This is a genomic window from Streptomyces sp. GQFP, assembly GCF_021545335.1.
Classification (GTDB): domain Bacteria; phylum Actinomycetota; class Actinomycetes; order Streptomycetales; family Streptomycetaceae; genus Streptomyces.
Window position 1 is genome coordinate 4,377,671 of record NZ_CP089312.1, and the last position, 20,016, is coordinate 4,397,686.

The 20,016-nt window shown below is 69.4% G+C and carries 14 protein-coding genes and 1 pseudogene; 6 read left to right on the forward strand and 9 right to left on the reverse strand.

Annotated elements, in window-relative coordinates:
* The first annotated feature begins 212 nt into the window (after positions 1-212).
* A complete protein-coding gene (locus LUX31_RS19360) occupies positions 213-965 on the forward strand; it encodes a thioesterase II family protein (RefSeq protein WP_235476037.1) in 753 nt (250 codons plus the stop codon).
* Here LUX31_RS19360 and LUX31_RS19365 read toward each other — a convergent pair.
* Positions 868-1,593 carry a DedA family protein gene (locus LUX31_RS19365; protein ID WP_235476038.1) on the reverse strand — a complete coding sequence of 242 codons (726 nt, stop codon included), beginning with the start codon at positions 1,591-1,593 and terminating at the stop codon, positions 868-870. The genes LUX31_RS19360 and LUX31_RS19365 overlap by 98 nt on opposite strands.
* Positions 1,594-1,792: 199 nt before the next feature.
* Between LUX31_RS19365 and LUX31_RS19370 the strand changes: the two genes are divergently transcribed.
* Positions 1,793-3,085, forward strand: a complete 1,293-nt coding sequence (locus LUX31_RS19370) for a sensor histidine kinase (protein ID WP_235476039.1) — start codon at positions 1,793-1,795, stop codon at positions 3,083-3,085.
* Positions 3,085-3,729 carry a LuxR C-terminal-related transcriptional regulator gene (locus LUX31_RS19375; protein WP_235476040.1) on the forward strand — a complete coding sequence of 215 codons (645 nt, stop codon included), beginning with the start codon at positions 3,085-3,087 and terminating at the stop codon, positions 3,727-3,729. The genes LUX31_RS19370 and LUX31_RS19375 overlap by 1 nt, the downstream gene beginning before the upstream one ends.
* Before the next feature lie 53 nt (positions 3,730-3,782).
* Here the strand turns inward: LUX31_RS19375 and LUX31_RS19380 are convergent, their stop codons facing one another.
* Both LUX31_RS19380 and LUX31_RS19385 read right to left on the reverse strand, forming a co-directional pair.
* Positions 3,783-4,172, reverse strand: coding sequence for a helix-turn-helix transcriptional regulator (locus tag LUX31_RS19380; protein ID WP_235476041.1), 390 nt, complete (start codon positions 4,170-4,172; stop codon positions 3,783-3,785).
* 22 nt (positions 4,173-4,194) lie between these two features.
* Positions 4,195-4,707 carry a hypothetical protein gene (locus LUX31_RS19385; protein ID WP_235476042.1) on the reverse strand — a complete coding sequence of 171 codons (513 nt, stop codon included), beginning with the start codon at positions 4,705-4,707 and terminating at the stop codon, positions 4,195-4,197.
* Between the two features lie 245 nt (positions 4,708-4,952).
* Here LUX31_RS19385 and LUX31_RS19390 point away from each other — a divergent pair, with 245 nt between their 5' ends.
* Positions 4,953-5,165 (forward strand): hypothetical protein, encoded by a 213-nt coding sequence (locus LUX31_RS19390; protein WP_235476043.1) that lies wholly within the window; start codon positions 4,953-4,955, stop codon positions 5,163-5,165.
* A gap of 301 nt (positions 5,166-5,466) precedes the next feature.
* Here the strand turns inward: LUX31_RS19390 and LUX31_RS37895 are convergent.
* Both LUX31_RS37895 and LUX31_RS19395 read right to left on the reverse strand, forming a co-directional pair.
* Positions 5,467-5,853: pseudogene (locus LUX31_RS37895) on the reverse strand (transposase); the annotation flags it as partial.
* Between the two features lie 1,036 nt (positions 5,854-6,889).
* Positions 6,890-8,035 (reverse strand): Fic family protein, encoded by a 1,146-nt coding sequence (locus LUX31_RS19395; protein WP_235476044.1) that lies wholly within the window; start codon positions 8,033-8,035, stop codon positions 6,890-6,892.
* Positions 8,036-8,309: 274 nt separating this feature from the next.
* Between LUX31_RS19395 and LUX31_RS19400 the strand changes: the two genes are divergently transcribed.
* Complete coding sequence (locus LUX31_RS19400) at positions 8,310-8,552, forward strand: histidine kinase (protein ID WP_235476045.1); 243 nt, start codon at positions 8,310-8,312, stop codon at positions 8,550-8,552.
* A gap of 197 nt (positions 8,553-8,749) precedes the next feature.
* Here LUX31_RS19400 and LUX31_RS19405 read toward each other — a convergent pair whose 3' ends face one another.
* Positions 8,750-11,062: a 2OG-Fe(II) oxygenase gene (locus tag LUX31_RS19405; protein ID WP_235476046.1), complete on the reverse strand. Its 2,313-nt coding sequence runs from the start codon at positions 11,060-11,062 to the stop codon at positions 8,750-8,752.
* 158 nt (positions 11,063-11,220) lie between these two features.
* On the opposite strand from LUX31_RS19405, the gene LUX31_RS19410 reads away from it, so the two are divergent.
* A complete protein-coding gene (locus tag LUX31_RS19410) occupies positions 11,221-12,390 on the forward strand; it encodes a hypothetical protein (RefSeq protein WP_235476047.1) in 1,170 nt (389 codons plus the stop codon).
* 279 nt (positions 12,391-12,669) lie between these two features.
* Here LUX31_RS19410 and LUX31_RS19415 read toward each other — a convergent pair whose 3' ends face one another.
* From LUX31_RS19415 to LUX31_RS19425, 3 genes are read right to left on the reverse strand one after another with little or no spacing between them, the layout of a single operon-like run.
* A complete protein-coding gene (locus LUX31_RS19415; protein WP_235476048.1) occupies positions 12,670-13,122 on the reverse strand; it encodes a hypothetical protein in 453 nt (150 codons plus the stop codon).
* Positions 13,119-13,535, reverse strand: a complete 417-nt coding sequence (locus tag LUX31_RS19420; RefSeq protein WP_164414480.1) for a DUF7919 family protein — start codon at positions 13,533-13,535, stop codon at positions 13,119-13,121. The genes LUX31_RS19415 and LUX31_RS19420 overlap by 4 nt, the downstream gene beginning before the upstream one ends.
* A 3-nt stretch (positions 13,536-13,538) precedes the next feature.
* Entirely contained in the window at positions 13,539-19,994 is a 6,456-nt protein-coding gene (locus LUX31_RS19425; protein WP_235476049.1) for a putative adhesin, read from the reverse strand.
* Positions 19,995-20,016 lie beyond the last annotated feature (22 nt).

The window sequence follows — 20,016 nt, forward strand, 5'->3', positions numbered from 1 at the left end:
GCGGAGTCTTGTCGGTGGAGGTAGCTCCACCCTGCACAGCACCCTTGCCGCTCCGGGCCCGTAGCGGCGGCCGATCCGGCGGCAGGAACCTGCGGTTACAGCGTCCTGCCCGCCTTTCCCGTCCCACGGCGGCGCCCGGCGGCGGATCATCACGGATACGTACGCGGAAACGATCACGACGGGTACGTACGAGACGACGAGGACGGGTTGGCATGACGGTCATGGACACCGGCAGGGCGGGCAAGTGGTTCCGGCGGTACCCGGCGGCGGCCGGAGTTCCCCGGCTGCGGCTCGTGGGTTTTCCGCACGCCGGCGGCACCGCGACGCTCTTCCACGGCTGGGCGGGGCGGCTGCCCGGCGACGTGGAGCTGCTGGCCACGCAGTACCCGGGCCGGCAGGAGCGGTTCGCGGAGCCGTGCGTGGAGTCGATGGCGGAGCTGGCCGACCGGATCACCGACGCCCTGGAGCCCGAACTGGGCACGCCCCTGGTGCTGTTCGGGCACAGCCTCGGCTCCGCCGTCGCCTACGAGGTGGCCCGGCGCCTGGACGAGCGGCACGGCGTCGTGCCCGCACGGGTGGTGGTCTCGGGCCGCGGCGCCCCGCACACGGAGCGCGGCGGCACCCTGCACCTCCTGGACGACGACCGGTTGATCGCCTCGGCCCGACGGCTCGGCGACCTGAGCTCCTCGGTCTACGACGACCCGGACCTCAGGCCGCTGCTGCTGCCCTCGCTGCGTGGGGACTTCCGCCTGATCGAGGCCTACCGGCCCACCGAACCCGTCGCGCTGCGAGCCCCGATCACGGCGGTGGGCGGTGCCGACGACCCGGGCTGCACCGTCCCCGAGCTGATGTCGTGGTCCCGGCTGACTACCGCGGGGTTCGAACAGCGGATCTTTCCTGGGGACCATTTCTATCTGGTCCCAGCGGAGGCCGAGCTGGTGGCGTTCCTGGCCGGGCGTCTGTGACCCGGCCGCCGCGGCCCGTGCCACCGTCACCGCGTTTGCGCGCGGAGAGCAGCAACGGCAGCGAGGTGGTCAGCAGCAGCACGACGGACGCCACCGCGAGCACCCCCGACCCGCCCCACTTCTGCCAGGAACTCCCGGCGAGCAGGCCCGTTCCCACACAGGCGGGCGCCCACAGCAGGGCGGCGAGGAGGGACCAGCCCAGATACGGGGCCCAGGGCACCCGCACCGTGCCGCACAGGACGGGGACCAGGCTGCGCAGACCCCCGTTGAACCGGCCGAGCAGCACCGCCCGGCCGTAGTACGTGCCCACCGTGCTCAGCGCGGCCCCATAACTGCGCGAGCGGGTCATCCGCTCGGGCAGGGACGCGGAGATCCGTGCGCCCCAGCGCCGGCCGACGGCGTGGCCGAGCACATTGCCCGCGACCGCGCCGAGCACCGCCACCGTGAACGCGCCCACCACCGGCAGGACCCCACGGTTGGCGAGCACACCGCTCGCCACCAGTACGGTCTGGGAAGGAAACAGCATGCCGACCACCGGCAACACCGGCTCCACGGTGGGCAGGAGAAAGACCACGACCAGCATCAGCCACACGGGTGCGACCGCCAACACGGCCCCCAGCCAGGACATCGGAGTCCCTCCGCTCTCGTACGGTCGCGGCACCCGCCTCCCGGACCGGAGCGGGCCGGTGTCCGCTGCCGCCATCACATCGCGCGGGGCCCGCCCGGCACATTGCAGCTGGCGGGCGTCCTTCGGGGCAGCAAGTACCCGTGCCAAAGGTGGAGTTGGGTGGGTGGTCCGGGCGGTGCGCACCTCGTACGGTGCCCCCATGCAATCCCCGAACCTCTGGCAGGCACTCCAGGAGCGCCGCTATCTCCGTACCGGCTGGCCGTGGCGAGTCGCGGCATATCTGCTGACCAGCGTGGTGCTGGGCGCGGCCACGATGGTGTGCCTGGTGGGTCTCGCGGTCACCGGCGGCATCCTGGCCGTAGTGCTCATAGGGGTGCCCCTGCTCCTGACCCTGGCCCTCACCGGCATCCCGGTGGCCGCCATGGAACGGCGCCGGCTGCGGCTGGTCGACCCGGCCGTGCCGCTGGCGAGCGGGCACCGCAACCCCGAGCGCACCGGCCTTTCGTCCTGGCTGCGGACCCGGTTCCTGGAGCGGCAGACCTGGCGGGAGCTGGGCTACACCCTGCTGTTCGCCTTCGTGCTGTGGCCGCTGGAGGCGCTCGTCGTGGGGTCGGTCCTCGCGGTCTGCGGAGGGCTCCTCGCCACCCCCCTGGTCATGGCCACCGCGGGTGGCGGCGAGGAGGCGCGGGTCATCAAGTTATGGATCGTGCACTCCTACCCCGGGGCGTTCGCCGCGGCCCTCGCCGGACTCCTGTTGCTGCCCCTGCTCGCCTATCCCCTGAGCGTGTTCGCGGCCGGCCGGGCCGTCGTCACCCGGCAGCTGCTCGATGTCCCGGACGGCCGGGACGACGTACGCGTCCAGGAGTTGAGCCGCTCCCGGATGCGGCTGGTGAACGCCTTCGAGGCGGAGCGCCGTCGTATCGAACGCGATCTGCACGACGGCGCTCAACAACGCCTCGTCGCCCTGTCCATGACGCTGGGTCTGGCCCGCCTCGAAGCACCCGGCGAGCCGCTCGGTGGCGTCCTCGCGAAGGCGCACGAGGAGGCCAAGGAGGCACTCGTCGAGATCCGCGAGCTGATCCGCGGCATCCACCCCCAGATCCTCACCGACCGGGGCCTGGTGGCCGCGCTCGAGGACATCGCGGACCGCTCCGCCGTCCCCGTCGACGTCCGGCTCGACCTGCCGGGCCGGCCGCACGAGGCGATCGAGTCCGCCGTGTACTTCGCGGTCTGCGAGGCCCTCGCCAACGTGGCGAAGCACAGCCGCGCCACCCGGGCGTCGGTGACCGGCGGCGCCGAGGGGGGCCGGCTCGTCGTGGAGGTGCGGGACAACGGCGTGGGCAGCGCGGACACCCTGGGCGGAACGGGGCTGGTGGGCGTCGCCGATCGCCTCTCGGTGTTCGGCGGCCACCTGCTAATGTCCTCACCGCCCGGCGGTCCCACGGTTTTCCGCCTACAGGTCCCCTGTTCACCGGATCAATCGAGGAACTGATGTTACGCATCGTGCTGGCCGAGGACAGTGTGCTGCTGCGGGAGGGCCTCGTCGGTCTGCTGCAGCGCTTCGGGCACGAGGTGGTGGCGGGAGTGGGCACCGCGGCCGAACTGACCGAGGCCGTCGCCGAGCACGACCCGGACATCGTCGTCACCGATGTGCGTATGCCGCCCGGATTCTCCGACGAGGGCCTGCGGGCCGCGCTCGCCCTGCGCGAGCGGCTGCCTAAGCTGCCCATCCTGGTGCTGAGCCAGTACGTCCAGCGCGCCTACGCCGAGGACCTGCTCGACTCCTCGGACGGGACCAGCGTCGGCTATCTGCTCAAGGAACGGATCGGCAACGTCGAGGAGTTCGTCGACGCGCTGCAACGCGTCGCCGAGGGCGCGACCGTGGTGGACCCCGAGGTCGTACGCCAGTTGCTCAGGCACCGCCGCGACCCGCTCGCCAAACTGACGGCCCGTGAGCAGGAGGTCCTCGCCCTCATGGCTGAGGGCCGGTCCAACGCGTCCGTGGCCGAGGCGCTCACCGTCAGCGAGGGCACGGTCAGCAAGCACTTCGGCTCCATCCTGACCAAACTCGACCTGTCCCTGTCGGACTCGACGAACCGCCGGGTCCTCGCGGTGCTGGCGTACCTCCGGGGATGACACACGCGCCGAAGGCCGCCGCTCCCGCCCACCGCGCACAAGGCTGCTGAAGCTCAGGAGGCGAGCCACCCGCGCTGGGTGGCCAGCGCCCCCAACTGGAAGCGGCTGCGCGCCCCGAGCCTCTGCATCAGCTCCGCGGTGATCCGTCGGCTGGTACGCACGGACACCCCCAGCTTGCGGGCGATGACCTCGTCGGTCAGGCCGGCCGCGAGCAGCCCGAGCATCGCGCTCTCCTGATCGCGCAGTGCGCCGTCCCGCTCCCTGCCACGCTCCTGCCCGAACCGCGTCGCCTGCTGCCAGATCTGCTCGAACAGCGCCTGAAGAGCGGTGACCGGGCCTGGCCCCGACAGCAACAGGGCACCCTGTTCCGGGGCGTTGGGGTCGAGCGGCACCAGCGCCGTGCGCCGGTCCCAGATGATCATCCGGAGCGGGAGGTACGGCACTGTCCTGACCTGTCCGCCCTGCTCACCGAAGCCAATGCGCGTACGCGCTCGTGGGGCGGTCGTTGCGGATGCTGTCCAGATAGACGTACTTGATCCGTGCGGACCGCTCCAGCAGCAGCAGATCCAGCGACCGCGCGATCTGCAAGGCGCCCCCGGGCTGCGCCCCGCCGGGCACGAACATCTCGATCTCCTCCAGGCATTCCCGCCCAGCCCTCTCGACGCAAGATTGCACCGCGTCCATTCCCCTGAGCACTTCCACCGCCCCCGAAGCGGCGCTGCGCTCACCCTCCCGATATTCAGCGACAAGCCGCGCAACCGCAATCTTGCTCTGGGAAATATTCTGCTGGAGTTTGAGCAGTTCCATCTCCTGGGACTGAATGAGCGCCCTGAGTCCGAGTTCGGGATCCACCGGGCGCGCACTCCCGCGGTTCTCCCGCGAAGCACGCACCAAGGAGAGATCCACGAGCTCGTCCAGGGCGCCACAGGCCCGGTCGACCGTCCAACCGAGCTGCTCCGCGAGCGCCTGCGTCGGCACGCTCGGCTCCTTCAGCAACATACGGTACGCACATTCGGCATCGGACCCCAAACCGATTTCGCTGAGCACACGTTCCCCCTGACATCGACTTTCCCAGGAGCGTACCGACCACGCCTTTTGGCGAATTTTCGCAAGGATTTCTCCCCCGGAAAATCCCCGGAGAACAACAGCGAAAGTGGCCACTCGTAAGGTTTGCCCCAGCTCGAACGAGCGATGACGCGGCATAACGAGGGAGAAACTTTCACATGTACAAGAAGAGCGCTTTCTTTGCGGTAGTCGCCGGCGTGGCCTACGCGAACGTGATGCTGCTCGCCGGCCCGGCCAGCGCCTCCGGCGACGGCGACCTGCCCTGGACCGGCTCCCCGACCTCCGTGGCCTCGACCCTCGCGAGCCTCGCCACCGCGTCGGACACGGACCCGGTCACCAGCCCGGACGAAGACCTCCCTTGGACCCGCTGACCCCCACCAGTTCTCTCCGATGGAATCGGCTTTGTCACACCGTGAACCGCCTTGCGGGCAGCGGTATCGGAGATGGGCCGGTGGAGCCCCCTCATGGAACGTCCACGCCCCGGAACCGTCGGCGAAGGTCTCCGCCGATGATCCTCTCCGGCTGGTTACCGGCCACCACCGACGAGATCCCGCACGTCGACGGGGGACTCCACGCGGTCATGCCGTAAGGGCCATTGACCCTGCCCCAGAGCAGACTCCTCCGTCTCATTCGCCGTCACCGGGCCTGCTCGGCCGGGTAACGGCGAATGACCCCGAGGGTCTTGACCAGGCCGTCGACCGAGCGGGTGGACACCCGTGCACGTAGGGCCTCCATGATGACGGCGTAGAGTCGACACCTGGTCGATGCGGTGGCGCCGTTCCAGCAGGCTGGGGAAGGAACTGCCGCTGCGCAGTCTCGGGATGGCCAGGTCCAGGCCGCCGGCCTGGGGTGGCGAGGATCTTGTCGCGATGGCCGTTGCGGTAGCCAGTGCGGTCCATGGTGTGCTCGTTCCAGTGCGCACCGATCCGACCGCTGAGCTCGGCTCGGCTCGATCAGCTCCTGCAGCATGCGCTCGGCGACGTTGCGGACAAGCTCGATCCCGTCCGCGGTGCGTAGTGACTCCAGCAGGCGTTGTAGGTCAGACTGGGACAAGGCCATCGGGCACCTCCAGGTTGAACTGGCCGTTCACCAGGGAGATCTGCACGGTGGCCTGCCCTATCCGCAGGGAGCAGAGACCGTCACCGGATGCACGCCCCGGACACCCGCCCGCGCACATCCGCCACACCCACGGAGACTGGCTCTACTGGTCCAGATGCAGTGCCGCGCGTCGCCTCAACCCGGGCATGACGACCGCCGCACCCAGGTCGGCGATTCGCTGTCGGCTGCGGTGCCTGCTTGGCATGATTCGACTCTCGACCTGGCTGTCGATTACCTACAAGGCATCTGTCAGCACTGAACCCAGAGGGATGGCCCCTGAAGGCCGCCCCAGCACTGTTGCTGCACACGGCATGGCCGCACATTGGCCACACTCAATCCTTGATAGATCATCAGCTAACGCCGTCACTACCAAAAAAGCCCAGCTCAGAGGCTATACCCCTAGACATCACTACAGAAGCTGCACTTTGGACCTACGCATTGCGATACATAGAATGCACGTGTCCGATTAGCCCGAATTCCAAGGTCAAAAGAAACAGAAAACCCCAGGTCAGAGGCCCGACCTGAGGTTCACTATGGAGCCGCCTTCGGGATTCGAACCCGAGACCTACGCATTACGAGACCACGGGGGTTCGTGACGGCTGGTTCCGGTTCGTGCCGCCCGGTGCTGTTGTGCCTGATCAGAGCACATGCGAACAGTTCCACCGTGACACCCTGTGTTACCCCGCCCAAAGGCGTCCCGCCGCACTCTGGCCGCACCTCACGATCGGCCAGCCCGCCAGAGCGACGTTGGCGCTCTCCTACAGGCGAGCCCCAACGGCACTACTCCGACACCGGAACCGTATCGGTCAGAACGACGCAGTCCTGCTTGAATCTCCACGAAGATCGGCTCCACCTGACGCGCAGCCTCGGGAGGCCACAAGAGAATCCAGACGTCCGGCCACCCCTTGGCCACGCTCGGAACCGCAACCCTGGCACTCGGCAGGCGTAGAACTCAATCTCACTGAATCCCAACAACGCATCCGGTCGCACCGGTCTCTCACGACTGGCGGTACGGCTCACGGTACAGGTCGGCGTGAACCTCCGTGTGGACCTCGGTGCGGATCTTGCCGAGAGAGGGACCTCCGATGTACCGCTGAGTACGGGCGTGGCCGATGGGCTCGATGAGGTCCAACCGGCGCAGGGTGCGGAGGTCGGCGAGGGCCTGGTCGCGGGTGAGGGCTTCCTCGGCCTGGTAGGTCGTACGGCGCAGATGCCCCTGCGTGGCGGCGTACAGGGCCGAGACCGTGCGCCCGTCAAGGCGATGCTCGCCTGCGAGACGCTCCAAGCGGAACCAGAGGCGTGCCGCCGCTTCGAAGCGGCGCTGCACTTCCTGGGCCTGGAGGTGGTGGGCAGTAAGGCAGAACCTGATCCAGGAGGCGGCATCACGCTGAGGCTGCCAGGAACCGGCCTGGACGGTGCGCAGCGCGGCGTAGTACTCGCGGGTGTTGAAGTCGTCCGCGCCGAGCCACTCCTCGATGCTGGAGAACTCGGGGGCGAGGACGCCCTCGCGCGCCAGGACGAGCGTGTGGACGGCCCGGGACATCCGGCCATTGCCGTCACGCCAGGGGTGGATGGAGACCAGGTTGAGGTGAGCCATAGAGGCGCGTACAAGAGCCGGAGCGTCGGTATCCTCCTCCGCGAGCCAGTGCAGAAGCTCACCCATCAGCGCGGGCACCTGCTCGGGGGCCGGAGCCGAGTAGACGGGCGGCCGGTTAGGACCGCCGGAGACCCAGACACCGTTGGTTCGGTACTCGCCGGGGTGTACCTCTTCGTCGGCAGCCCGGGCCATCATGAAGTGCAGGGCCGAGAACAGGGTGTGGTCCCAAGAGAAGATCCGGAAGCCCGACGCACGCTGGATATAGGTGAGGGCGTCGCGGTACCCGGTGACGGCGTTGCGGGTTACCTCGTCGGTATCGGGTGAGATGTCCCCGCCGGCCATCAGAGTCTCGGCGTCCTCGGCGCTGATCGTGTAGCCCTCGATATGGGTTGATCCCCGCACAGCAGCCGCAGTGAGCGAGCGGCGCAGCTGTCCTTCCCAACGGCGGGGCTGGGCGAGCCGGTGACGGAACTCGGTACGGAGCGCCTCAATCTCGTCAATGACGCGATGATCGTCCGGGGTCAGGGAGGGCGTGGCGAACAACATTCTTCGATACTACGACACACGTAGTGTCGGCGTATCGAGTGCTGCGGCTGCGACACACACAGGGCAACCGCGCCCGAGCCGTACACGAGCACCCAGACGAGTGCACCCCGCGCCCCAAACAAACGTGGCCTCACTGCCGCCATCGGCCTGACGCTCCGTATCCGCCAGATGTGCCTGACTGCGCTGGAGGGACCGGGCCGCCCGCCTGGAGATGTAGCGCAATCAGCGTGTCCGGCCCACCGCGGCGGTGGAGCGCTCCCGGGTCGCGCGAGAGATGCGCGACGTCGTTGGCCTCAACCTCTCGGTCATGATCGGTCTCGCCGACGGCTCCGTGGCCCTCGCCGCCCACCGCAACGTGCGGTCCGCCGCGGCCATGCGCATCCTGGGCGACACCAGCCGCCAGGCCATGGGCGAACTACGCCGCGTTATGGGCGTGCTGCGCGAGGAGCAGGAAGGCGGCGGCTACTCAGCCCGCAGCCCAGGGGTCGTGACTAGGCCCCGGTGGGCGCGGGGCTGACCGTGACCTACTGGACCGTGGGCGATCTCTACGCGCCGGGCAACGGTGTCCAGCTCGCCGTCCACCGCACAGCCCAGGAAGCCCGGACCAACACGCTCAAGCACGCGGGCACCGACTCCACCGCCGCAGTGACCGTGGCCGCGCACGCCGGCCGGGGCCGTACCTGCGCGACGAGGCTGCCGAGCCGGAAGCCGCGGTCATCCGTTACGCACAGACATCAGCCATGCCAGGTCCGCCGCGGCCTGACTGCGGACCGTCTGTTCACAGGTGAACAGCTCCTGGGTCTTCGTCAGTACCAGCGTGTACGGGCGCCCCTGCCGCCTGGTCAGGTGGCGCACCGGGAGCTCGGCCGAGTCGATCCTGGTGTGCACATGCCGCCGCCCTTCCTTCGCCAGCGGCCATTCAAGGACCCGCCTCGACCGGGAGCCGAGGAACGCGCCGAGGACACCGCACAGCTCGCAGCCGCACCCGGCCCAGGCCACTGACCAGTCGTCAGCAGCTCGCGGCGGCCGCTCGCACACCGCGCGGAGCCGGTCCGCGCAGTTCCGCGCGATGACATCGAGCCCCGCCACGCCCCGCTCGGTCGACGTGCTCGCCTCCGCGGCGTGGCGCAGCAGCGGCATCAGGCACTCGAGTACCGTGTCCTCGCGTTCGCGCAGGGCTGCCAGGATCCCGTCCCGCAGCTCTTCGTCGGCCGCCGCCAGGACGCGTCGCAGCGGCAGGGCCAGCTGTTGCAGCTGCGCACGGCGGATCTCGGCCGGCCTGGTCGTGGTCCACAGCCGCAGGCTGCTGTCCACCGCGGCCCAGACCCCGGCGGACAGCAGCCGTGCCACCGCCGGCGCCCGATGGGCGCGCAGCGCCGCGCACAGTTCCGGCAACCGCTCGGTCCATTGGTCCTGCTGCGGCTGGAGGCGGTGCTCCGATGCAAACCAGGCGTCGACGACCGGGCGCATCCACCCGGTCCCGTACCGCTCGGCTGCCGCAGCCAGTCCGCCCGCGTGTTCCGAACCGAGCGCGCCCACCTGGAACGGCTCCAGCAGCATCGCTGCGCTCTCGGCCTCATCCAGGCCCGCGGCCACCTGCAGCGCGCAGTCCAGCAGCTCGGGTTGCGGACGAGTGTGCTTCCAGAACGGTGCGAGGGACCGGGCCTGGTCGCGCGCCCGGTCCAGGTCGCCCCGCGCGATGCCGACGCGCAGTTCCTCCAGGGCCCACCGCGATCCGGCCTCGCCGCGTGCCGCGAAGGCCCGCTCACGCGGCCACACGACGACCGCGGCCCGCCGGTACCACCGGTCCAGCGTGTTGCCGTAGTTGCCCATGTATCCCTCGTACTGGGAGTCGTAGGGCGTCAGGTCCGCGCTTTCGGTACTCGCGCACACCTCGTAGTCCTGAACCCGCAACAAGATCTCTTCGCCACCGGTGCCGTCCGGACCGGTCCACCAGCCCAGGGTGATCTCGTCGTCGATCAGCTCCTGGAAGACGTAGTCCCCGTCCTCGCCCGCATCACCAACCTCCCCGTCCTCGCCCGCATCCCCGTCGTCATCCTCGTCGTACCCGTCGTACCCGTGGTCGTCCCAGGGATCGTCCCCTTCGGGATAGGCATCCCAGGTCTCCTTCACCTCGGCCAGGGCGAGCACCGACTCGCACCCGGCCTGCCCGGAGGCGGCACGCAGCAGAGCGGCACGCCCCGCGTCGGCGCCCTTGAGCCGCTCCCAGCTCAGACCCCGCTGGGTGTACTCGTGATCGAGCAGGTACACGAGCCGGGTCGGCGGATCCAACTCGCGGGTGCCGTAGCGCGGTTTGGCGGGCGAGCCGAAGTGCCGACGCAGACTGTGTGCCAGCTCCGCCAGCGGTCCGGACGCCTCCGCCGAAGTCCCCGGCTCGGCGAGCAGGTTGAAGGTGAGCGTCACCCGGTACCCGGTTCGGACCGGAGTGACCTGGTGCCGGCAGTCGGCGTAGAAGGCGACGAGGGTCAGATCCGTCTTGGAGGCGCTGTAGACGCACTGGTGCCCGGCGTGCTCGACGACCAGCTCTCCCCCCGTGTGCGCCGAGGGCAGGGAGAGCACCAGCGTGCCCACCATGGCGTCGTCCTTCTCCGAATCCTGGTGCGGAAGGAAGAACTGGCCCTTGCCGTACACCAGCATCGCGTGCGGCTCAGCCCGCAGCCGAGTCGCCGCCGGGAGCCCGAGAGCGTCCCGGAAATGCTCCAGCGCGCCACTCAACAGCGACGGCCAGGAAGGACCGGCAAGGCTGAGCTGATCCGGCAGGATCTGCCAGGTGTCACGCACACGGGTGTCGCTCAGCGTCTGTTCGCCCCGCCCGAACAACGCCGGCCGTGCCACCGAGATCAGCCGCTTCACCTGGGGCGCCCGCAGCGGAAGGCGCACCGGCCCGACCCCGGCCACCTCAAGGCCCAGCCCGGCCACCGGCGCCTCCAGCCGGGCACTGAAAGCCCCCGCCTTCTTCGCCCCGCCGAGCAGCCCAGCCAGCCGCTCCCTCGGTGTCACCACCACGTGCCTGCCCTCCGCCCCCTGCGGGTCCGTCGTTCTCGGCTCGATCCTACGAACCCGACGGCACCGCCAGGACCGTAACCGTGGATGGGCCCCGAACAAGGCATCACAGCCAGGTCCCGTGAGATGAGCCGCAGCGCCTGTCGGTAGGCTGCACGGCCGTGAGCGAGTACCAGTACTACGAGTTCCAGGCCATCGACCGACCGTTGACCACGGATGAGCTCGAAGGGGTGCGGGCGCTGTCGAGCCGGGCCCGGATCAGCGCGACGCACTTCGTCAACGAGTACCACTACGGCAACTTCCGCGGCGATGAGCGCAAACTGATGGAGCAGATGTACGACGCCCATCTGTACTTCGCCAACTGGGGCTCGCGGCGTCTGCTGCTGCGCCTGCCCACCGCACTGCTGCCCGCCCGCAGCGCCAAACCGTACTGCGCGGAAGACGCCTTGACCTGCTGGACCAGGAAAGGGCACCTTCTGCTCGACTTCTCCTACGATGCCGAGGACGGCGGCGAGTGGGACTTCGAGACCTCCTTCACCCTCGCCTCCTTCACCACCCTGCGTACCGAACTCGCCGCAGGCGACCTGCGCCCCCTCTATCTGGCCTGGCTCTCCGCGCTCACCCGCTGGGAGCTGGAGGAGGACGTCGAAGAGGACGAGTACACCTCCACCGTCGAGCCGCCCGTACCCGCCGGCCTTGCCCGACTCACCGGCCCGCAGCAGGCCTTGGCCGACTTCCTTCACGTCGACCCTCATCTGCTCACCGCGGCTGCCCGCGCCAGCAGTGCCGCCCTTTCCCAGTCAATCGACAAGGACGCGCTCACCACCTGGATCCGCGCCCTGCCACCACACGAGAAGGACACCCTGCTGCTGAACGCAGCCCTGGGCACCGCCCCACAGCCGGGCCCCGTGCTGCTGGCCCGCCACCGCGCCGCGTCCCGTGACACGGCCGAACCGTCCACCGCTTCCCGGCGCCGCTCAGCCGCGGAGCTCCTCGACGCCGCCCACGAGGTGCGCAGCGAGCACACGCGGCAGCAAGAGCAGGCCCGCGACCAGGCCCGCCGGGCCGAACAGCGGGCTCGCGAGAGCCACCTGGACCGCCTCGCCGAGAACACGGAGCAAGCCTGGCAGGACATCGCCCACCTGATCGGGCAGAAGCAGCCCGGCCCCTACGACAACGCCGTCACCCTCCTGAAGGATCTCCGCGAGCTCCACGACCGGGCGGGCACCCCCGAGGAGTTCGCCCGGCGCCTCCACGACCTGCGCGAACAGCACCGCGGCAAGTCGTCGCTGATGCGACGCCTCACCAACGCCGGCCTGACAGCCCGCTGAGGCGCGCTCAGATGCGGTCGCGTGGGCACTCGGCCAGGAGGCGGAGCGTGGCGAGGGCGGCCGAGCGGCCCGTCGTGGACAGGGAGATCAGCGCGTCGAGCAGCCGCAAGGGTGACGCTTCGGCACCGGAACCGTAGCCTCAGCGGCGACACGATTCTCGGAAACCGGGCTCAAACGACACGCTCAACTCACCTGGCCGCCACGGACACCGTCGGTCGGCCGCAGGCCAGGATGTTGCCCCGATCCCAACACCCTGACCGAGCGGGACTCACTCGCCACTCACCGAAGCCCCGCCCCGCCACCGAACGCGTGCCGCACCAGTTCCCCGTCCTTCTTCGGCACCGCGAGGTCGTAGGTCCCCGCGCCCGTGACGAGTTCGTACCGCTCGAACTTCGGCGCCAGCCGCACCTTCCCGCCCGCCGGCTTCAGCCGGAACGGCGCCTGAAGGGCCGCGTTCCGGCCGCCGCGCGCGTCGCTCCAGACCGGTGGTTCACCGGCGGCTAGCCGCAGGTAGCCCTGCCTGAGCCGCGCGACCTGCTTGCCCTTGCCGACCGATACCTCGACCGTGCCGCCGATGCTCTGCGTGAACCCGACGACCCGCAGCGGCTGCCCACCGTCGAAGTCGGCGATGTCCCGCGCGGGCGTACGACGCCGAATCCATGCCCAGCGCAGCAGCACGTCCACCAGGGTCTCGCTGCCCGCAGAACGGCGTTCCGCGCGTGCGCCCGTCATTTTCCCACCCCTGTCGCCAGTACCGCGTCGACGAATTCCCGCGGCGGCTGGTACGCGTGGTCCGCCACGTAGTGCACGACCAGCGCCGGGGCGGCGTACACACGGCCTTCGCCGCCCCGCACATGGACCTCTCCGCTGCCGATGAACACATCGCGGAACCTGACGTTCTTCCGCGCTTCCTGGAAGGTCGGGCAGAAGTCGCAGAAGTGCATGCCCCGGTAGACGTTCACCGTGTCCTTCGCCAACTCCAGCAGGTCTTCCAGGAATCTCTCGGGGACGTCGCCCTGCGGGAACTCGTGCCCGTCGGCGAGCCACCCCACGTTCAGCAGGGAAGTGCCAGAGCCCACGCCCTCAGCCGTCTCGTCCGCGTCGTCCGAGTACTCGTACGGGCTGAGGTCCTTGTAGTACGCCATCGCTCACCTCCTGGGGTTCATGTGCTCGCGGCAGATCACAACGTGGCACGCGCCCATGTTCGGTTCCAGGATGTCACTCAGTTTGGTCGGCTCCGACACGCTGATCGACCTGCTGCTGATGTTCAGGTTGTCGGGGACATCGACGGTGTAGTCGGGAATGCTCCGCCCCGGCCCGAACGTCTCGGTGGGCGGAATGTTCGCACCCGTTTCCACGGAGAAACCGATGGAGTCCTTGAGTTTCTTCCCGTCTTCGACGTAGAACTTCACCCACGTCCCGGTCGGCACCGTGGCGTCCCCGTCTCCGCGCACATAGTATCCGTGGCCCGCGATGACGGTTGAGTTGTCGGTACGCCCCTGCTGCGTGACGCTCTTGGCGTGCGGGGCGCCGACCCCCTTGCCGACGCGCGGGCTCGCGCCCCGGGCGGTGTCCTCCGCCGCCGACCTACTGGCCTTGGCGCCGCCGGCCGCCGCGGACTCCTCCGCCGTACCCGTCTTCGTGCCCTCGGCGACGGCCGCGACCCCGGTTCCGGCTATGCCCGCCGCCCCCGCGATCACCGCCCCGCCTTCGCCGATCACCCCGGCTGCCGCTCCCGTCACCGCGGCCCCCAGGCCGCCGATCTCGGCTCCCGCCGTGAATCCCTCGGCGCCCGCCACCAGGACGGCTCCGCACGCACCGGCGGTCGCCACCACGCAGGCGACCGCGCCGACCACCACCGCCGTGGCGACCACGGCCGCGATCACCGGGTGCCGCTCGACCGCGTGGTAGGCCTTCTTGGCGTAGCAGGAGAAGGACCAGCCGCAGCTGTGGTGCGAGTTTCCACCCCCGCCACCGCCACCGCTGTGCGAGGAAGAAGAGGAAGAAGAGGACGCGGAGGAGGTCGTCGTCGTGGTCGTCGCCGGTGCGGGTGTGCTGCCGCAGTCGATGGCGCACGTGTTCATCGTCGGGTCGTTGTACCAGTCGTCCATACCCGTCGGGTCGCTGCCCGAGATCGGGTTGTCCGCCGCGTACGTGTACCCGTCGATCTGCTGGGCGTCCGTCAGCTCCAGGACCGGGTCGTCCGACACGAACCGGCCGGTCGTCGCGTCGTACTCCCTCGCCCCCAGGTGCGTCAGACCCGTCACCGCGTCCTGCACGCCGCTCACGAAGCCCTTGTCACCCAGCCATGAACTCGAACTCGGCTGCGTACCACGGGTGTTGCCGAACGGGTCGAGCCGTCGCCGCGTGATCGTCTGTGTCGTCGCGTCCACCGCAGTCTCGGCCGTGTCGTGGGCGTCCGTGATCTGCCACTGCAGGCTGCCCGTGCTCGTGCGCACCGCGATGGTCTGGCCCGCCCACGTGTAGTAGCGCGTGCCGGTGGTCGACGTCGCACCCTTGGCGAGGTGCACCTCGGTGTCGCCCAGGTACAGCGTCGTGCCCGAGTCGTCGCGCGAGAGCAGCCGGTTGCCGTCCGCGTCGTAGAGGTAGGAGGCCGACGTCCCGTCCGCGTTGGTCACCTTGGCCAGGTGGCCCTCTGCGTCCCAGTCCAGCGTCTGGGTCCTGCCGCCCAGGGTGCGGGTGTGGGTGTTGCCCGAGTGGTCGTACGTGTAGGAGTTCGTGGTCGTGGTGGAGCCCACGACCGTGCTCGACGACGTCAGCGTGTGCGCCTGGGTCGTGCCCTGGGGCGGGTAGACGAACGACGTTGTCGTGTCGGAACCGCCCGTCGTGGTCGCGTGATCGGTCTGCGTCTTGCGGTTGCCCAGGTCGTCGTACGCGTAGCTGTGCCAGTACGGCGCCGGGCCGCCGAGGACCGACGTGGACGCGGTGGCGGCGCAGCCGTCGGTCGCCGTCCAGGCCTCGGTGAGCCGGTCGTGGCCGTCGTAGCGGTAGCACTGGACGTCGTCGGTTCCGTCGGCGTGCGTGGCGACCTTCGTCGGGTTGCCCGCGTCGTCGTAGGTGTACGACGTGTCCTGCACGGGCGCCGACTGGGCGTCGTCGGTGACCAGTTCACGCTGGAGGCGGCGGGTGCCGTCCTCGTAAGTGTTGGTGATCTGCAGCCACTTGGCGGTGTCCGAGGACGAAACCCCCAGCGTGAGCTGGCTGACGTCGCCCTGCTTCGAGTAGTTCGTGTTCTGTACGTAGCCGGTGGTGCCGTTCAGCGTCGTCGGCATGCTCAGGTCGTTGTAGCCGTACTCCAGCGACTCGGAAGCCAGACCGCCGGCCGCCGGGTCGGAGGTGACCTGGACGGTCCCGTCAAGGTTGTAGCCGGTCGTCGACGAGTACGTGCCCGCCAACGCCTCCTCGCCCGTGACCGACGGGATGATCACCCGGGTCAGCGTCGGCCGGTACAGGGAGTCGTAGGCACCGACCTGGCTGACGTACGCCGAGCCCGCGCTGCCGCCGACGTACCGGATCGACGACGTCGGCTGCCCCTTGGCCACCGAGTCGTAGGTCCACTTGGCCAGTTCGTGCGCCGCGTCCTTCGTCGTGCCGTCGTACAGGTCGGTCTTGCGGCCGAGGATGTCGTAGGAGTAGCTGAGTGTCTTCTCGTCGGAGGTGCCGACCGCCGTCGTGGTGGAGGCGACCTGGTCCAGCTCGTTGTACGCCGTGCTCGTCGTGCCCGTGTCCGGGTCCACCGAGCTCGTCTTGCGGCCCATCAGATCGTAGCCGTACGACCATGTGTTGCCCGCGTCGTCGACGACCTCCTTGAGCTGGCCCTTCGGGTCGTACGTGTATTTGATCGACGTGTAGGAACCGCTCGGCGTGCCGTTGTCGTACTGCCGGGTCTCGACCGTGCGGCCGAGCGTGTCGGTCAGTGTCGTGGTTGCGATGCCGCCCTTGGGCGGGGTGACCGTGACACGGTCACCGCCGTATGCCGTCGCGGTCGTCCAGCGCTTGGTACCCAGCGCGTAGAAGTTCTCTGCCGTCGGCCGGCCGACGCCGTCGTACGTCGTCAGCATCTGGGACGGGACAACCGAGGTGATGTTCGCCAGCGTCCCTGACGGGGAGGTCGCATCCGTGTAATCGGCGTCCGCCTCGACCGCGGTCCCCCGGCTGTCGTACTTGGTTTCGGCGATGACCCGGCCGCCACCCGGTGCAGGGGTCTGCGTCTGGCGCGGGCGCAGCAGCGCGTCATACAGGGCGTATGTCGTGTCGTACGTCGTGCCGTCGTTGTTGAGCTTGCCCGTGGAGACCACGGAGGCCGCCGAGTTGGAGATGGCGTAGGTGTAGACGAGGCTCGCGCTCTGGCCCGAGGACTTGCTGCGGTTGGCCAGCCACAGGGACTTCAGGCGGCCGAGGCCGTCGTACGCGTAGTCCGTGCGCTTGCTGTTGGGGTCGACGACCGAGGTGGCCAGGCCGCGGGCAGGGTCGAAGTTCGTGGTCGTCGAGTAGCTCTTGGCGTCCGTCGTGACCGTGCTGGTAAGAGGGCCGCCCGTGGTCGGGGTGTAGGTGGTCTTGCTGACCACGGTCTGGTCGGCGTCCTTGACGGAGTCGACGCGGCCCTGGGTGTCGTAGTGGCTGGTGGAGACCGTCTGGTAGACGGGGCTGCCACTGCTGTACGACGACATGCGCTGTGTCGACGTCTCGTCGCCGAGGGTCGGGGCGGTGCCGTAGGACTGGCTGTCGTAGAGCGTGCGGACGTCGGAGACCACGTCGTCGGGGCGGGTCGGCGTCGCGGCGCAGGCCACGTCGACCGTCTCGACGCGCACCGGGAAGGCCATCAGCCAGTCGGTGGTGTTGTTCGCGATCGTGGTGCGGGTGCACTGCTCGTCGCCCGTGACGGCCGTGTCGCCCGCGTCGTCAACCGTCAGCGCGGCGCCGGTCGTCGGGTCGTACGTCGTCGAGACCAGCGTGTTCCGCGTGCCGCCGGCGGACACGTCGGTACGGGTGTGCACGGCCGCCGGGCGGGTGAAGTACGCGCTGCGGGTGCCGTCCGTGGCGGTCTGGTGGATCCACTGGTCGGTGATCGTGCCGGACACCTCGGCGGAACCGTTGTAGGTGACCGACTCACGGACGTTGCCGGCCAGCGGATCGGAGTCGGTGACAGACGCGCCGGTGGAGTCGGCGACCTTGACGCTGCGTGTGGTGCCGTCGGACTGCTTGTCGCCGTCCATACCGCGGAAGTACGTCGCGACCGACTTCGTCCGCGTCGACTGCGCGTCACCCGTGGTCGTGGTGACGCTGCCGTAACCGCGCCACTGCGACCAGGTCTTGCGCTTGGCGGGGGCTGTGACGTTGTCGGTGTCGTAGTGCCAGGCCGGGGAACCGCCGTAGGTGTAGTCGGTCTCCTTCAGCGGGGAGCCGCCGGTCGGGTCCGACTCGGTGACCTGGGTGACGACGTACTTGTGGAACCAGTCCAGTTGGGGATCGGTGGTGTACGGCGGCTGCCAGTACGTCGGGAAGCAGCGCAGCGTGTCGGAGTCAGGGGCGCTCGGCATGGTCGTACCGGCGACGCACTGCGCGTCGGAGTAGTTGACGGTGAGGACCGAGCCCGTCTCCGAAGTGATCGTCCTTACGCGCCACTTGACCAGCGCCGCGATGTCGTCGTGGGTCGTGTCCACCCGGTTGTACAGCTGGATGCCCGCGAAGGTGACCGGCGGCATCGCCGTCGTCGAACCGTCCTTGCCCGTACGGGTGATGGACTTCAGCCACAGGCCGGCCGAGGTGCCGTCGCCCGGGTCGGGGAAGGAGTGGGCCAGCGCCCACGAGTCGACGTCCCGGTAGGCGGGGGTGGCGAGGCTCGCGTCCCACACGCTCGTGGTGACGCCCGTGAGCCGCTTGCGGGAGAAGAACGTCGGTCCGGTGGCGCTGCACACCTTGCCCGAGGCGCAGATCTCGTCGAAGGGCACGTCGGGCCAGTGCGAGGACGTCGACGAGGTCAGGGAGGAGCAGTCCTCTGTGCTGGTGACGAGGCAGCGTTCCGCGGTGGTGAAGGCGACCTTCTCGGGGGCGGTGCCGAAGACGGTGGAGGAGGTGATGCCGTAGTCGATCTGGCTGAGGTAGCCGCCGCGGTCGTACACCGTGCCGTTGCCGGTCGTGGTGCCGTCCTTGGCGTAGTAGTTGCTCTCCTTGGTGTACCAGTACGACATGGCGTTGCCGTGCGGGTCGACCACGTAGTCCAGGTTCCAGCGCCAGGCCTGGGTGAGCGCGCGGCCGGAGAAGGATGTGCCCTGGTCGTAGCCGGGTTCACCCGAGTCGTCGCCGAACACCGGGGCGGTCCAGGTGGAGTTGGTGACCGCGTTGCCGGTGGCCCAGCCGGGCAGACGGTTCTTGCCGAAGACGTACTGGGTGCCGTCCTGGGTGGTTACCGTCCAGAACTCGCCGTCGTTGTCACCGTTCGTGGCACCTGTGGAGTGGGTGACGCGCTCGCCGTCGTCGGTTTTCGGGTGCCATGCGCCGGTCGAGGAGTCCTTGATCAGGGGGCTGGACTTGCCGCCCAGGACCAGGGTGGCGTTGTCGTTCGCCCAGCACTCGTCGTTCTTGCCGGACTGCCCGTCGTCGTCACAGGAGTCGTAGGACCGCTCGATGTACCCAGTGGTCAGGTCGAAGCCCTCGCCGACCCAGGAGGGCTGGTTGTTGGTCGAGGGCAGCCGGCCGTCCACGCTCTGCGCGTCGTAGGTGAGCGAAAGGCTGGGCGAGGGGCCGCCGTTGGCCGGCGGTACCGACAGCGGGTACGACCAGGTGAAGTCGCCGCTTGAGCCGCCCGCGTTCCAGGAAGCGGACGGGTTGAGCGGGGTCGCGGCGTAGGAACCGGCACCGGACGTGGCGCCGGTGGTCGCCGCCATGGCGGTGATGCCGGAGGCGGCGAGCGGGGCCGTGGCGGTGAGGGTCCGGGCCGACGTGTCGTTGGTCGTGGGCAGCGGGGTCGTCGTACGGCACTTCTTGAGCTTCGGGGTGGTCAGCGCGCACGCGGGCAGACGGACCAGGTGCAGCCTGGAGGCGTAGTCGCCGCCGTAGGCATGCGCGAAGCCCGAATAGTCCAGCGTGAGGCGGGCCTTGGCGGCGGTCTTCTTGCCGTCGGCGCGGATGAGGGAGAGGACTGCGCCATGGATGCCGAGGGCGGTGGCCGTCTGGTGCGGGGCCGTTCTTACGGTGACTTTCGTGGGGGCCACGCCCTTGGCCGGCGCGGTCACCTTCATGGGGAGACTGCCGACCAGGGTTGACTTGGCAGTGTTCGCCACCACCGGGAGCGTCTTGGCCGAGGCTGTGGGCCAGCTCACCGGCTGGGAAAGGGTCTTGGCCGTACGGGCGGCGGCGGCCTTCGCCGGGTCCTTCTTCGCGGCCGTCTTCGCCTTGAAGGCGACCGCCGTGCCGTTCCTCGCCGCCTGCGCGGCCACGGTGTGGTGCCCGTGCCGCTGGGTCGCCCACACGGCGGGCGCGGTGCCGAGACCGGCGGCCACCACGGCGCTCGCCGTGGCCCCGACGACCCATAGCCGTATCCGCCGCAGCGGTATCCGCCGTCTGTGCCCCAGCCCGCCCATGATTGAACTCCCCGCGTGTCGA